Source organism: Musicola paradisiaca NCPPB 2511 (genome assembly GCF_000400505.1).
Lineage (GTDB): Bacteria > Pseudomonadota > Gammaproteobacteria > Enterobacterales > Enterobacteriaceae > Musicola > Musicola paradisiaca.
Genome location: NZ_CM001857.1, coordinates 1150537 through 1166431, shown reverse-complemented (window position 1 = coordinate 1166431; position 15895 = coordinate 1150537). Strand labels below are relative to the sequence as shown.

The 15895-nt window shown below is 55.8% G+C and carries 11 protein-coding genes; 5 read left to right on the top strand and 6 right to left on the bottom strand.

The features are described 5' to 3' along the window. Positions 1 to 296: NfeD family protein (locus tag DPA2511_RS21110; protein WP_035049461.1), on the top strand; the 296-nt coding region annotated here is incomplete at its 5' end. Between the two features lie 75 nt (positions 297 to 371). Here the strand turns inward: DPA2511_RS21110 and cueR are convergent. Further along, a complete protein-coding gene (gene cueR / locus DPA2511_RS05300; RefSeq protein WP_012764654.1) occupies positions 372 to 806 on the bottom strand; it encodes a Cu(I)-responsive transcriptional regulator in 435 nt (144 codons plus the stop codon). A 114-nt stretch (positions 807 to 920) separates the two neighbouring features. Between cueR and copA the strand changes: the two genes are divergently transcribed. From copA to ybaK, 3 genes are all read left to right on the top strand, one after another. After that, on the top strand, positions 921 to 3662 hold the full coding sequence (gene copA / locus DPA2511_RS05295) for a copper-exporting P-type ATPase CopA (protein WP_012764653.1): 2742 nt from the start codon (positions 921 to 923) through the stop codon (positions 3660 to 3662). Positions 3663 to 3864: 202 nt separating this feature from the next. After that, a complete protein-coding gene (locus DPA2511_RS05290) occupies positions 3865 to 4692 on the top strand; it encodes a TraB/GumN family protein (protein WP_012764652.1) in 828 nt (275 codons plus the stop codon). 80 nt (positions 4693 to 4772) lie between these two features. Next, on the top strand, positions 4773 to 5252 hold the full coding sequence (gene ybaK, locus DPA2511_RS05285) for a Cys-tRNA(Pro)/Cys-tRNA(Cys) deacylase YbaK (protein ID WP_012764651.1): 480 nt from the start codon (positions 4773 to 4775) through the stop codon (positions 5250 to 5252). A 197-nt stretch (positions 5253 to 5449) separates the two neighbouring features. Here ybaK and DPA2511_RS05280 read toward each other — a convergent pair whose 3' ends face one another. Both DPA2511_RS05280 and ushA read right to left on the bottom strand, forming a co-directional pair. Beyond that, positions 5450 to 7048, bottom strand: coding sequence for a methyl-accepting chemotaxis protein (locus DPA2511_RS05280; RefSeq protein WP_012764650.1), 1599 nt, complete (start codon positions 7046 to 7048; stop codon positions 5450 to 5452). Positions 7049 to 7712: 664 nt separating this feature from the next. Beyond that, positions 7713 to 9365 carry a bifunctional UDP-sugar hydrolase/5'-nucleotidase UshA gene (ushA, locus tag DPA2511_RS05275; protein WP_012764649.1) on the bottom strand — a complete coding sequence of 551 codons (1653 nt, stop codon included), beginning with the start codon at positions 9363 to 9365 and terminating at the stop codon, positions 7713 to 7715. A 570-nt stretch (positions 9366 to 9935) separates the two neighbouring features. Between ushA and ybaL the strand changes: the two genes are divergently transcribed. Next, positions 9936 to 11624, top strand: coding sequence for a YbaL family putative K(+) efflux transporter (gene ybaL, locus DPA2511_RS05270; protein WP_012764648.1), 1689 nt, complete (start codon positions 9936 to 9938; stop codon positions 11622 to 11624). 57 nt (positions 11625 to 11681) lie between these two features. Here ybaL and hemH read toward each other — a convergent pair whose 3' ends face one another. The 3 genes from hemH to htpG all read right to left on the bottom strand — a co-directional run bounded on the left by hemH (position 11682) and on the right by htpG (position 15880). Next, entirely contained in the window at positions 11682 to 12644 is a 963-nt protein-coding gene (gene hemH / locus DPA2511_RS05265; RefSeq protein WP_012764647.1) for a ferrochelatase, read from the bottom strand. Positions 12645 to 12952: 308 nt separating this feature from the next. After that, a complete protein-coding gene (gene adk, locus DPA2511_RS05260; RefSeq protein WP_012764646.1) occupies positions 12953 to 13597 on the bottom strand; it encodes an adenylate kinase in 645 nt (214 codons plus the stop codon). 399 nt (positions 13598 to 13996) lie between these two features. Then, positions 13997 to 15880: a molecular chaperone HtpG gene (gene htpG / locus DPA2511_RS05250; protein ID WP_194250220.1), complete on the bottom strand. Its 1884-nt coding sequence runs from the start codon at positions 15878 to 15880 to the stop codon at positions 13997 to 13999. Positions 15881 to 15895 lie beyond the last annotated feature (15 nt).

Sequence of the window (15895 nt, the reverse complement as noted above, 5' to 3'; positions counted from 1 at the left end):
ACTGGGCCTGGCAAAGCGTGAGTTTCGCCCTGTTGACCATCATCACCGCGTTGCTCTGGTGGCACTGGTTGCGGCAACGCAGCCGTAAAGAGCCCATCTCCACACTCAATCAACGTGGTCGGCAGTTGCTTGGCCGGCACGCCACACTGACGGAGCCGTTAGTCAACGGCATCGGCCGCATCGACATTGGCGACAGTAGCTGGCGCGTCCAGGCGGAGAGAGATCTTCCCGCCGGCACGGTGGTGGAAATCGTGGATGTGGAAGGCATCACGCTGAAAGTCAAACCGAACGCCTAAATCCAACCGGCGGTCGCCCCGCATCCACCGGCCGCGGCGCTTAACCGATCAACATCGGCCGAACGCTTAGATGCCTTATCGCCCGCCGTCATCACCGATATCGGTTGAGCGCGCCTGATGGCAGCAACCAGCCAGATGAGAAATGATTGGGCAATCGGCGCTGTTATCGCCGGGACAACTCTCCGCCAACGCCAACAGACGCTGGCGCATCTCTCGCAGTTCCTCAATCTGTTTTTCAATATCGTGCACTTTTTGCAAAGTACGAGACTTCACATCTGCGCTATGCCGCTCCGGATCATTAAATAGCACCACCAGCTCGCGACACTCCTCAAGCGTGAACCCGACCTGGCGGGCCTGGCGCAACAGCGTCAGCTCTTCGATATGATGCGTATCGTAACTACGGTAGCCGTTTTCACACCGCAGCGGCGCCGTCATTACCCCTTTTTCTTCGTAAAAACGGATGGTCTTGCTGGTAAGGCCGGTTTTTCTGGCAACATCACTGATATTCATTTTCCCCCCTTGACCCTGACCTTGCTGGAAGGTTTACGCTCACTACAACTAATCAAAATTACCCTCTTGGTCAACGCCTTTGGCGTCCGACTGTGATCACGGAGAAATACTATTATGTCGCAAACCGTTTTGTTATCGCTCCAGGGATTATCCTGCGAGCATTGCGTCGGCAGAGTTAAAAAGGCGCTGGAATCACGCCCTGACGTGGAAAAAGCTGACGTATCATTGACCTACGCCAACGTTACCGGCGAAGTGGGCAGCTCGGCGCTGATAGACACCATCGTTCAAGCCGGGTATGAAGCCAGCCCGGCCACTACGCCGGACACCACGTTGTCGCTCTCCGGCCTCAACTGTCAGCATTGCGTCGCCTCGACCCGCAAGGCGCTGGAAGCGGTCGCTGGCGTCAGCGCCGTAGACGTCTCGCTGGAACAGGCCCGGATTTACGGCAGCGCCGATGCGCAAACACTGGTCAGCGCCGTCGAGCAGGCCGGATTTCATGCAGCCCCGGCAGAGGCGTCTTCACTCCCAAAATCTGAGCCGCTGGCACCGACAGACGCTTCGCCGGAGCACCTGTCAGCGGCATCTGCAACACATCCGGCCAACACCGTCTCCGGCAACGATGACGACAGCGTACAGCTCTTGCTGGAAGGCATGAGCTGCGCCAGTTGCGTCGCCCGGGTACAACAGGCGCTGCAAAACGTTCCCGGCGTGACGCAAGCGCGCGTCAATCTGGCCGAGCGCAGCGCGCTGGTCAGCGGAAATGCGCCGCATCAGGCCCTGATTAGCGCAGTGGAAAACGTCGGGTACGGCGCCGAAATTATTTTAGACGAGGCGGAACGCCGCACCCGACGCGAACAGACCGCCCAGGCAGCCATGCGCCGCTTCCGCTGGCAAGCGGCATTGGGGATGCTGTTAGGCATTCCGCTGATGCTATGGGGTCTCTTTGGCGACGGCATGATGCTGACCGACAGCAACCGCGCCGGCTGGCTGGCGATCGGCGTACTGACGCTGGCGGTGATGGCGATCGCCGGCAACCATTTCTACCGCAATGCCTGGCGCAGCCTGCGCAACGGCAGCGCCACCATGGATACGCTGGTGGCGCTGGGCACCGGCGTAGCCTGGCTTTACTCCATCACCGTCAACCTGTGGCCCGACAAGTTTCCGATGGAAGCACGCCACCTGTATTACGAAGCCAGCGCCATGATCATCGGGTTAATCAACCTCGGCCATGCGCTGGAACAAAATGCCCGCCAGCGTTCATCGCAGGCGCTGGAACGTCTGCTCGACCTGACGCCGCCGACGGCCAGGCTGGTCACGCCGCAGGGCGATCGCCAAATTCCGCTGTCCGAGATCCAGGCAGGGATGCGCCTGCGGCTGACCACCGGCGACCGCGTCCCGGTCGACGGCTGCATTGAACAGGGCGAACTATGGCTGGACGAAGCCATGCTGACCGGGGAGCCGCTCCCACAGCAAAAAAACGGCGGTGATACTCTCCACGCCGGGACTCAGGTTCAGGATGGCAGCGCGATTTTCCAGGCGCAGGCTATCGGCAATCAAACGACGCTGGCTCGGATCATCCGGCTGGTGCGTCAGGCACAGAGCAGCAAGCCGGCGATCGGGCAACTGGCGGATCGCATCTCGGCCGTCTTTGTCCCCGTCGTGGTGGCGATCGCATTGCTGAGCGGCGCCATCTGGTATGCCGTCGGGCCGGAGCCCCGGCTGGTTTATACGCTGGTTATCGCCACTACCGTACTGATTATCGCCTGCCCTTGCGCACTGGGCCTGGCCACGCCGATGTCGATCATTGCCGGCGTTGGCCGGGCGGCAGAACTTGGCGTTCTGGTCAGGGATGCCGACGCGCTGCAACAGGCCAGCCAACTGGATGTTCTGGTGTTCGATAAAACCGGCACGCTGACGGAAGGGAAACCCCGCGTGGTCGCCATCCATACATTTGGCGGCGCCAGCGAACAGCAGGTGCTGGCGTGGGCGGCCTCGCTGGAACAAGGCGCCAGCCACCCGCTGGCGCGAGCCATCGTCGAACGTGCGCAGGGCGTTCCGCTACACATCATTGAGACATTCCGCACCCTGCCGGGGCTCGGCATCAGCGGTCAGTGCGGAACAGTCGAGCTGCTGCTGGGCAATCCGGCGTTACTGACCCAACATGGCATCAACCTGACGGCGCCGACGGGTGAACGCTCGCCGCAGCAAAGCCTGGAACAGTTGGCGCAGCAAGGGATCACACCGGTGTTGCTGGCGGCGGACAACAACGTCGTGGCGCTGTTCGCTATTCAGGACACCTTACGGCAGGACAGCATCCCCGCGCTGAAACGCCTGCATCGCCAGGGTTATCAACTGGTGATGCTGACCGGCGACAACCCGGCCACCGCCCACGCCATCGCGCAGGTAGCCGGTATCGATCAGGTTATCGCCGGCGTTCTGCCAGACGGCAAAGCCGATGCCATCCGGCAGTTGCAGGCGGGCGGACGGAAAGTCGCGATGATCGGCGACGGCATCAACGATGCCCCGGCACTGGCGCAGGCGGATGTCGGCATCGCCATGGGCGGCGGCAGCGATATCGCGGTGGAAACTGCGACCATGGCGCTGATGCGTCACAGTCTGCAAGGTGTGGCGGATGCGCTTGAACTGTCGAAAGCCACGCTGGGCAACATGAAGCAGAACCTGCTGGGCGCCTTCGTCTATAACTCGCTGGGGATCCCCATCGCCGCCGGTTTACTCTACCCGTTTACCGGCACCTTGCTCAGCCCGGTGGTGGCGGGCGCGGCCATGGCACTGTCCTCCATCACCGTGGTCAGCAATGCCAACCGGTTACTGCGTTTTTCACCCGGCGCCAGATAAACGCTTCGCCGCCAACCGCTAACCCATACGGCGGGGAAACGCAGGGGGACGTTCCCGGAAGGGCGCCTCCCCCTGCGGCCGCACCACCGGTCTCGGCACCCGACCACCGTTATATCCACGCTAGCCGTCCAAATGTCATGCTTAATTGCAGCGCCTTGCCGAATCCGTTTAGCATAAGGTCTTCGCCATCGGAGACATCGACATGAAGCATCTGCTGCGCCGGATTGCCGCATTTCTCGGCCTACTGCCCTCGTCACATTACCGCTACCCCGCAGTAGACGTTGAGGTTGAGCCACAACGCCACTTTCATCTGGTGGGCAGCATTCATATGGGCACCGTCGATATGAGCCCATTGCCACCCGCGCTGCTACAGCAGTTGGATGGCGCAGCCGCGCTGATCGTCGAAGCGGACATCGCCGACAGCGGTTCCCCGTTTGACACCCTCGGCGCCGAACCGCCGATGGCAGAACGGCTGACTGCGGATACGCTACAACGTCTGCAACGTTTGTGCGACGAACTGTCATTCAACTACGCCAGTCTCGATCGCCTGCCCGCCTGGCAAGCTGCGCTGATGCTGCAAGCGCGGCAGGCGATGATGTTAGGGCTAAGGCCGGGTTACGGTATTGACTACCAGCTGATTCACGCCGCCCGGGAGCGCGCGCTTCCCATCATTGAACTGGAAGGCCAGCAGAGCCAAATGGAACTGCTGCTGCAATTACCCCAGGATGGGATGCTGTTACTGGAAGACACGTTACTTCACTGGCATACCAACGCTCGTCTGCTGCAAACCATGGTCAGTTGGTGGGTCAGCGATAAGCCGGTACACATCGGCAACGTGCCCCCGACGTTTGGCAATCAAATGACGGAGATGCTGATGCATCAACGCAATCGACGCTGGCAACAGCAATTGCTCGCACTCCCTGCCGGCCGGTATGTGGTAGCGGTGGGCGCGTTGCACCTGTATGGCGAAGGCAACTTATCGCAGTTATTGGCTGGAAGCCGTCCCCCATCCTCGGCATCTTGCCCATGATGAATCTCCTACGGACAGCGCCCCCATCGTCGTATAGTGAGCGCAATGCAATTCTCTTTCAGAGGTAAGGATTCAACGCTATGACACCCGCAGTAAAACTGCTTGAGAAGAATAACGTCTCATTCACGCTCCACAGTTATCACCATGATGCCGATGACACCAATTTCGGTGAAGAGGCGGCGCGCAAGCTGGGCCTGGATAAGCAACAGGTCTATAAAACCCTGCTGGTATCGTTGAACGGCGATGCCAAACAGCTGGCGGTTGCCGTCACGCCGGTCGCATCGCAGTTGGATCTGAAAAAAGTCGCTAAAGCGCTGGCGGCGAAGAAAGCCGATATGGCCGACCCGCAAATCGCGCAGCGCGTTACCGGCTATCTGGTGGGCGGCATCAGCCCGCTGGGACAGAAAAAACTGCTGCCGACGGTGATTGACGACATGGCGCAGCAGTTCGGCACCATTTTTATCTCCGGCGGCAAACGAGGGCTGGATATTGAACTGGCCGCTGTCGATTTGGCCCATTTGCTGAAAGCCCAGTTCGCCGACATCGCCAAGCGCGACTGAAGACGACAGCAGAGGGTTCCACGGCCAGTGTTGCCCTCTGCTGCCGCTTCATAACAACGGTTGTTTCGGTGGTTAGCGGGTAACGTTGGCTCCTTTCTCCAACTGTACGGCATCACCTTGCTGGATATTCAGCGTCAGTGCATGAAAAGACACGCACTGACCGGGAGGATGAACAGTGATAATAGGGAATAGACAGCTTAACGTTTCAGCAATGCCACGGGGGATACCGTCCGCGCGTCGTCCTGCCGCCCGCTGCCCTCGGTGTTAAAATACGCAACGGACTCCTTCAGCCGTTGAGACTGAACCTCCAATTCGTTTGCTGACGCCACCGTCTGTTGTACCAACGCCGTATTTTGCTGCGTGACCGAGTCAATCTGGACAATCGCCTGGTTGATGAGGGTGATCCCTTTACTCTGCTCCTCGGTTGCCGTAGAGATCTCCGCCATAATCTCCGCCACACGCTGTACCGCCCCAACCACGTCGGCCATACTGCTGCCGGCCTGCTTTATCTTCGTCGAACCGCTATTGACGCGGGAAACCGACTCCTCGATCAACGATTTGATCTCTTTAGCCGCATCCGCACTACGCAAAGCCAGGCTACGAACTTCACCTGCCACGACAGCAAATCCTCGCCCTTGTTCACCCGCTCGAGCGGCTTCCACCGCAGCGTTCAGAGCAAGAATATTGGTTTGAAAGGCAATGTTATTAACGACTTCAGTGATGTTGGCGATTTTATCGGAGCTCTCGGAGATCCCCTTCATGGTGTCGTTGACTTCCTGCATCACAGCCCCGCCGCGGGAAGCGATATCCAAAGCGGAATACGCCAGCTGGCGCGCCTGACCGGTATTTTCCGCATTCTGTTTCACGGTGGATGTAATTTCTTCCATGCTGGCAGAGGTACTCTCCAGAGACGCCGCCTGCTGTTCAATATGTGAGGATAAATCCACACTACCGGTGACGATCCCATCGCTGCTGCTGCTGATGCTTTCAGCTCCGGAGCGAATTTCGCCAATCACGGTCGTCAAACGTTCCCGCATCACGCCCATTTCATATAACAAACTGACGTTGTCGCCGGATACGGTATTAATCGGATAGGAAAGATCGCCCGCAGCAATACGCGCAGCCACTTCCGTGGCATAAGTCGGTTCGCCGCCCAGGGTGCGTAAAATGCTGCGGTTAATATAATAGGCAAAAAAGAAAAGCACGCCGCTGACCACGATAAAGATGATTCCATTCTGATACAGCGCAGAATAAAAGGCATCATCAATATCATCGACGTAAAGCCCAGTGGTGATTATCCAATCCCAGGGTTCATAACGCGAATTATAAGCCACTTTAGGTTTGGGATCGGTCGAACCGGGTCGGGGAAAATCATACGTTGTGTAATCAGATTGGCCATTTTTTGTTACCGCCACCATCTCCCGGTAAATATAAACACCATTAGCATCTTTGACGTCATTTCCCAAACCTATCAACTTCTCATTTGTTGGATGCATCAATACCCGCGGTTGGGAGTTAAGTATTGTGAAATATCCGGCTTCACCATAACGCAGTTCTTTGAGCTCCCTCAGCGCGCGTTGCTGTGCTTCATCCTGAGAAATTTGGCCGCTCCGGGCAAGCTCTGCGTTGGTTTTCACCACACTCATCGCCATTTGGGTAAGGTGCATTAATTCACCTTTTCTGAGTGCGGTTTGATCCTGTTTAATCTTTAATGAATTATGAAAAAGCGTTCCAGCCAGAAACAGCAAACTAATAGCGAGAGGAAACCACAGCTTCCTGACGAGGGATATTTTCATTTATTTACCACCCGTTATTGAAATATAAGTCATGCTACCAAGCCTTTTTATGAAACATCCAAACACCATAGTGAAATGTTGAATAAAGTCACAATTATTCCCCACCGCCAGTCGCCGGGAATATAAATGTGCTTATCTTTTTTTCTGTCTGAAAAAATAAAACCCATCAATAATTATGATTTAATCCTGACCCGATAATACCGTCCTCATTCCGGGAAATAGCAATCATTCCGTAGCCGGATACAGACCGTCATAATAATGCACACCATCATTTTTGGTATTCCCTAAATAATTCGACTTGCAGGGCAACACATGGGGTTGAACAACGCCACGTCTTGGCCCGTTAGGGCAAACACGGCAAGTGAGTGAATCCTCATAAACTGACGGTGGTCAGTGATTCGGGAAAGTGATAAATCCGCCGGGAATCGATGTGAACGCAACTTGCTGCGGCCCAATGGGGCGAGTCATCAGGCCAAACACGCCTGTAACTGGAAATAGGGCGGGGATATCGTGCACTATCCATCGTCGCAGATCATCATCAGGAAAATGAAGACAAGCTGGCTGAACCGGTGTGACAAAACAGAGGTATCGGCGCAAAAAAGGGGGTTTCAATCCATCGTCAGGACAGAAACCACCCTATATTCAATTTAAAAAGACAAGCCGGTTATTTATAAACGATCTCGCCTTTAGGCTCGTAATCGGCGACTTTCAGCGGGGAGTTTTTCTCAACATACTGTCTTAACACTTCCGCATCCACAAAACCGGTATTCACATAACTCGGCAACGTATTGATCTTCGGATAACCGTCTCCGCCTGTCGCATTGAAACTCAGCGTAGAAATGCGATAGGTTTTATCAGCTTGCAGCGGTTCACCTTTGATTTTGACGTTTTTCACGCCGGTACCGTCAGCTTCTAGGCTCACATTCAGAAATTGTGCATAACCGCCGGAGTCCACCTTCTTATTGGCGACCACCGCCAGATATTTCTCTACATCACTGCCTTTCATGTCGGCATAAACCAGCGTATTGCCGAACGGCTGAACCTTCAGCAGCGTTTTATAGGTAATATCCCCCGCTTCGATCGAGTCACGTACGCCGCCGCCGCTCATCACGGCAAAATCGGCCTTGGCGCGTTCCAACTGGGCAGACAGCAAGACGCGCGCCAGATTCGTCTGCACAAAACGCACTTTGTTGCGATCCCCTTCCAGGTGCCCATCCACACTACCGACTTTCACCTCTAACTGCGCTTTTCCCTTCTCCTGGAAGGGCGTCAGCATTTTCAGCATTTCCGGGTTCTGGGTAATTTCCTGCGTGTAGTAAACGCGCTCGCTGGTTCCATCCGTTTTTTCCACTTTCTTCTTCAGATTGACCGGGATCAGTTGGTAGTGTTCCAGTTTTAATTCACCGTTACGAAACGTGAAATCGGCGCGTCCTACATATTTGCCCCACTCATGGGCCTGAACAATCCAGGTGCCGTTCTGACGATCCGGCGCGCAGGGCGTACCGGGAACATAATTCACCTGTTTTTTATCTTCGCTGGCCATGCACACCGGATCCTGCGAATGACCACCCACAATCATATCCAGATAGCCCGCAGGCAGGCTGCGCGCCATTTCCACATCGCCCGGCGCATTCGAACCGTGTTCGCCATTGTCATAGTGCCCCATATGCGTGGCGGCGATAATGACGTCCGGCTTCTCGTTCTTGCGCAGCTGTTCGACCACTTTTTTCGCTTCCACCGCCGGCGTGCGGAATTCGATATCGGTGAAATACTCCGGATTGCCGATCTTGGCGGTATCGTCCGTGGTCAGGCCAATCACTGCAATTTTGATCCCCTGACGACTAAACAGCGCGTAAGGCTTGAACAACCGCTTTTTGGTGCTTTTTTGATAGATATTGGCGGACAACAAAGGGAATCCGGCCCATTTTTCCTGCTGGCGCAGCACTGACATCGGGTTATCGAATTCATGATTGCCGATCGCCATGGCGTCATAACCCACCAGCTTCATACCGCGAAAATCGGGTTCGGCGTCCTGAAGGTCGGATTCCGGCACACCGGTATTGATATCCCCGCCTGACAGCAGCAGCACACTGCCGCCCTTGGCCGCCACTTCCTTACGAATCTGATCCACCAGCGTTTTCTGTGCCGACAAACCGTATTCGCCGTAGTCGTTCTGCCAGAAGTGTCCGTGATGGTCATTGGTATGCAGGATGGTGATGGTGTAAGTCTTATCTTTTTCCCATGCCATTGAATAGGGTGATGCCAGTGCCAGCGCCAACGCCGTCGCGCCACCCAACGTCTTAAAAGAAAAACGCATAACCGATCTCCGTAATATGAATTTCTTATAAATGATTAACCCGTCGCTGATTTAGGTGACTCATCTGTTCCGCGTATCCATCCGTTTTACCTAAAAACGCCAGATTGGCACGCTTAATGACCTTATGCAGCCTACACTTATTAATCAGGAGCACAACTTAACACAAATTTTATTAATACCGTTGACGCCTTTATGAATGCTTGAGGAAAAGAATGCGTCATCGGCAGGTCATTTCATTGTGCAATAGCTTGTTGCGGAAACCGAAACCGGAGCAAAGGCTGGGCTATTGCATTATCACCATAGATAGAAGTTAAATTCGCTATATATATCAAAGATAAAATCAATATTTTATATGAAAACATGTGTTACACTGATTTAAAGGGTGGAAGACAACATTTATCACACTCTGTGATTTTCCGGGTTCAGTCTGTTCCTCATGGTGTTTCCCCCTTTCTAATGCACACTCATGGGCTGATTATTCAGGCGCCATGATCACTCCGGGCCCCGGCACGGCAGCGCCGCAGGCTTTGGATATCCTCCCATCTGGTTACGCATAGCAAAGGAGTCGGAATGCATGAGACAACACCGTTAATTTCCACCATGGCGATGGGACTGGTTCTGGCTTTCTTGCTGGGCATTTTGGCTAACCGCCTGCGCATTTCCCCGCTGGTGGGATATCTGCTGGCGGGCGTGCTGGTCGGCCCTTTTACGCCCGGATTCGTCGCCGATACCAAACTGGCGTCGGAAATCGCAGAATTGGGCGTCATCCTGTTGATGTTCGGTGTTGGGCTGCATTTCTCCCTGCGAGACCTGCTGGCGGTAAAGTCGATAGCCATCCCTGGCGCCGTAGTGCAAATCATTATGGCTACGTTACTGGGGGTTGGATTATCCACCTTGTTGGGATGGAGCCTGCCTGAAGGGTTGGTCTTTGGCCTATGCCTGTCGACGGCCAGTACCGTGGTATTGCTGCGAGCGCTGGAAGAACGTCAGCTCATAGACAGCCAGCGTGGGCAAATCGCCATCGGCTGGCTGATCGTCGAAGATTTGGCGATGGTCTTGACGCTGGTGCTACTGCCGGCGTTCGGCGACATGCTGAACACCTCGACCGCCAACACCGGCAAACTATTGAGCGATCTGCTGTTCACCCTCGGCAAAGTCGTCGCGTTCATCACTCTGATGGTCGTTGTCGGGCGGCGCGTCGTCCCCTGGGTGCTGGCAAAAAGCGCCAGTACCGGCTCGCGCGAGCTGTTCACTCTGGCGGTACTGGCGCTTTCGCTGGGGATCGCCTTCGGCGCGGTTAAACTGTTCGACGTGTCTTTTGCCCTGGGTGCGTTCTTTGCCGGCGTGGTGTTGAACGAATCGGAGCTCAGCCAGCGCGCCGCACATGACACCCTGCCGCTGCGCGATGCCTTCGCCGTGCTGTTTTTCGTGTCCGTCGGCATGCTGTTCGACCCGATGGTGCTGATCAATGAACCGCTGGCGGTACTGAGCACGTTACTGATCATCGTCTTCGGTAAATCCATGGCCGCCTTCTTTCTGGTGCGACTGTTCGGCCACTCCAAACGCACCGCGCTCACCATCTCGGCCAGTCTGGCGCAAATCGGCGAGTTCGCCTTCATTCTCGCCGGGCTCGGCATCACGCTGGGCATGCTGTCTGATAATGGTCGGCACCTGGTGCTGGCGGGCGCCATTTTGTCGATCATGCTCAACCCGTTGCTGTTTTCGCTGCTGGAGCGGTATCTGGAAAAGCACGAAACCATTGAAGAACAGATCGTCGAAGAAGCCATTGAGGAAGAAAAACAGATCCCTATCGATCTGTGCAATCACGCCTTGTTGGTCGGCTACGGCCGCGTCGGCAGCCTGATCGGCGCCAGGCTGCATCAGGCCGGTATCCCGATGGTGGTGATCGAGACGTCGCGGGCCCGGGTCGATGCGCTGAGGGAACAAGGTATTAAGGCGGTACTGGGCAACGCCACCCGTCCCGATATCATGGAAATTGCCCGGCTGGATTGCGCCAGTTTTCTGTTGCTGACCATCCCCAACGGGTACGAAACCGGTGAAATCGTCGCCTCGGCCCGCGCCCGACGGGCCGACCTAAAAATCATCGCCCGGGCGCATTATGACGACGAAGTTGCCTACATTACCGAGCACGGCGCAGATTATGTGGTGATGGGGGAACGCGAGATCGCAGAAACCATGATTACCATGTTGAATATCGACGATATTCTCGCCGCACAACCCAAGGAATGCCCGATTTGACAGCCTACGACGAGGCGCGCCTCCGCCTCGTCGCCTGGTTTGGCGCGACGGGATCCGTCAGTCGGACGATGTCGCCAGTTGTTGCAGCAACGCGATATGCAGCGGGTCGTCATTCAGGGCCGGGATATACGTAAAAGAGGCGCCGCCCGCATGCAGAAACAGCTCCCGGTTCTGCTCCTTGATTTCCTCCAGCGTTTCCAGACAATCCGCCGCAAAGCCGGGGCAAATGACCTGAATATGCCGGACGCCCTGAGCAGGCAGTTTTTCCATGGTTTCATCCGTATAGGGCGTCAGCCAGGGTTCGCGGCCGAAACGCGACTGAAACGTCATCAGCACCTGCTCCGGCGGTAAACCGAGCGCCGCCGTCAACGCCCGCGTCGTGGCGGCACAACGTTGCGGATAGTCGTCGCCTTCATCCGCATAGCGCTGCGGAATACCGTGGAACGACACCACCAAACGATCCGGTACGCCGTGTTCGGCGAACGAGGTTTCCACCCGATGTTTCAGCGCCGCAATGTAGGCCGGATGTTCAGCGTAATCACGAATAAACCGGACGCCCGGTATACTGCGCCGGCCTTGCAGGCAGCGAGCGACGCCATCCCATACGGATGCGGTGGTAGAACAGGAATACTGCGGATACATCGGCAGAACAGTTAGCTGCGTCACCCCCTGCGCCAGGAGCCGGTCAATCGCGGACTGTAACCCTGGAGCGCCGTAACTCATGCCCAGCTCCACCGGCGTATCGCCAAGACGCTGCGCCAACGCCTGCTGCTGCCGTCGACTCAACACCAGCAACGGCGAACCTTCCGCCGTCCAGATGGAACGATACAGCCTGGCGACGCGGGGGGAACGAGTGGGCAGGATGATGCCGTGCAGCAGCGGGTACCATAGCCACGGCGACAGATCCACCACTCTACGGTCATGCAGGAATTCCGCCAGATAACGCTTTACCGCTTTGGGCGTCGGTGCATCCGGCGTCCCCAGATTCACCATCAATACACCCTGCTTCTCTTTCGGCATTGCTCCCTTCCTCATACAACCAATGACTCGGCATCATGTCTTTCACCAATAACGGGCTGCCATTGTAACGAAAAAGTGACGAGGAAGAATGACCGGCCCGGCGGTAAAAACCAATGCCAGCAATCGTCAGTGCTGATAGCCCAGGCGAAACCTACCGGCAAATAACAATCGGTTCGAATCTTCGCCGCGCTGCAACGAAAACAGCGTCAGGCGCGCTTATCACCACCGAGACGACCACCCTACCGGCGGGCATTCCCCTAAAAAAAATGCCAGACCCGAGTCTGGCATTTTTCGATATCGCCGAAGAATCAGCCCAGAATACGGGCCAGTTCAGCGCTGACATCGCTAACGGCGCGTGTGCCGTCGATTTTGTGGTAACGGGTATTGCCGGCTGCGGCTTCTTGCTGATAGTAGTCCACCAGCGGAGCGGTCTGCTGATGATATTCCACCAGACGTTTACGCACGGTGTCTTCCTGATCGTCTTTACGGACTGACAGGTCTTCGCCCGTCGCGTCGTCTTTACCTTCCACCTTGGGCGGATTGAATTTCACATGGTAGACGCGACCGGATGCCGCATGCACGCGGCGGCCAATAATGCGTTCGACGATCAGTTCATCCGGCACATCAAATTCGATCACGTTGTCGACGCTGATACCCGCCTCTTTCATGGCGTCTGCCTGAGGAATCGTGCGCGGGAAACCATCCAGCAGGAAACCATTGCGACAATCGTCCTGAGCGATACGTTCTTTTACCAGGGCAATCACCAGTTCGTCCGTCACCAGTTTACCCGCGTCCATGATTTCCTTGGCCTGCTTGCCCAGTTCAGTACCGGCTTTTACCGCCGCTCGCAGCATGTCACCCGTAGAGATCTGCGGAATCCCGTATTTCTCCATGATAAACTGAGCCTGAGTACCTTTGCCTGCGCCCGGAGCGCCCAGCAGAATAATACGCATCGCGTAATTCCCCTTGCTATGTAGTTTTTAAAAAAAATTTGAAAAACGCTAAACCATACCATTCCGCAGGGTCTTCCTCAAGGAACGGGCTCGGTTCAGCGGCGACTCGATGCCTAAAATCCATCAAAAACTGACAAATAGCGCGTGACGCCCCTAAAACGGCTAAAAAGCCCAATATTCACTGGCACCGATCCGAAATATGTTCGGACGTTCTGAAAGTGTAGACGAAGGTACTGGGACGGGAAAACCGCGGATAACAGAAACGAATGACCGCGTGGCGGACCAATACGTCGGAATACGGCTCATGAACAGCACGGTAAACACGACGACGGCGCCGTTTCTGCGGCGCCGTCGTCATCCCCCTCACTCCGCGATAGCGGAAATCAGGTGATATTCCGCTCAGGCGGTAAGCAGTTGGTTCATCCGACGGATAAACTGATTGGGATCTTCCAGCGTGCCGCGCTCAGCCAGCAAGGCTTGATCCAGCAGCAGTTCCACCCACTCGCCGAACCGCCCTTCATCGCCGGCATCGGCGGCGCGTTTCACCAGCGGGTGCTCCGGGTTCAATTCAAAAATGTACTTCACTTCCGGCGCGTTCTGACCCGCAGCGGCAAACAGTTTCGCCATCTGGGTGCTCATGTCGTTGGCATCCGTCGTGACGATGGCAGGCGTATCGGTTAAACGATGCGTCAGCCGCACATCCTTCACTCGTTCGCCCAACAACCCTTTCACACGCTCGATAAACGGTTCCAGCGCTTTATCCGCTTCTTTCTGGCTGTCATCCGTTTCGTCCGCCAGCTTGTCCAGCGACTCATCCGCCTTGCTGACAGACTGGAAGGATTTGCCATCGAACTCCGTCAGATAGCTCATCATCCACTCATCAATACGATCGGACAGCAGCAGCACTTCGATGCCTTTCTTGCGGAACAGCTCCAGATGCGGGCTGCTCTTGGCGGCGGCATAGCTGTCGGCGGTGATGTAGTAAATCTTATCCTGGCCTTCCACCATACGGCCGACATACTCTTCCAGCGATACCGTCTGCGCGGAGCTGTCGGCGTGGGTGGAAGCGAAACGCAGTAGTTTGGCAATCGCTTCGCGGTTGCCGCCGTCGTCCGCCGGGCCTTCTTTCAGTACCTGACCAAATTGTTGCCAGAAAGTCTGGTATTTTTCGCTGTCGTCCTTCGCCAGCTTCTCCAGCATCTGCAATACACGTTTGGTCAATGCAGTACGCAAATTCTGGGTGACGCGGTTGTCCTGCAGAATTTCACGGGAAACGTTAAGCGGCAGATCGTTGGAATCGATCAGACCGCGCACGAAACGCAGATAGGTCGGCATGAACTGTTCCGCGTCATCCATGATGAACACGCGCTGCACATACAGTTTCAGTCCGTGTTTGTGATCGCGATTCCACATATCCCACGGCGCCTGGGCCGGGATATACAACAGGCTGGTGTACTCCTGTTTGCCTTCGACCCGATTGTGGCTCCACACCAGCGGATCAGTGAAATCATGGGCAATGTGTTTGTAGAATTCTTTATAGTCTTCATCACTGATTTCAGACTTGCCGCGAGTCCACAGCGCTTGGGCTTTGTTGATCTTCTCCCAGCTGACGGTGGTTTCGCCGCCTTCCTCTTCGCTCTCGGTGCGGGTTTCGATTTCTACCGGCAACGCGATGTGATCGGAATACTTACTGATGGTGGAGCGAACGCGCCAACTATCGAGAAATTCGTCCTCGCCCTCACGCAGATGCAGCGTAATTTCAGTCCCGCGCTCAGGCTTGACGATCTCGGCGATGGTGTATTCGCCTTCGCCGGTGGACTCCCAGAACACGCCTTGATCCGCACCCGTACCTGCCGCGCGGGTACGCACCGTGACTTTGTCCGCCACAATGAACGCCGAATAGAACCCGACCCCAAACTGACCGATCAGTTGGCTATCTTTCGCCTGATCAGAACCCAGAGACTCCAGGAACGCTTTGGTACCGGAGCGAGCAATCGTCCCGAGGTTATCGATCACCTCATCATGACTCATACCGATGCCGTTATCAGAAATCGTCAGAGTACGCTTGTCGTTATCGATGGAAACCCGAACCCGCAACTCGCCGTCGCCTTCATACAGCTCAGGGGCGGACAACGCGCGGAAACGCAATTTATCAGCCGCATCCGACGAGTTGGAGATCAATTCACGCAGGAATACTTCCTTGTTGGAATACAGCGAATGGATCATCAGGTGAAGCAGTTGCTTTACTTCTGACTGGAAGCCACGAGTCTCTTGGCCTTTCATACTCATTATCACTTA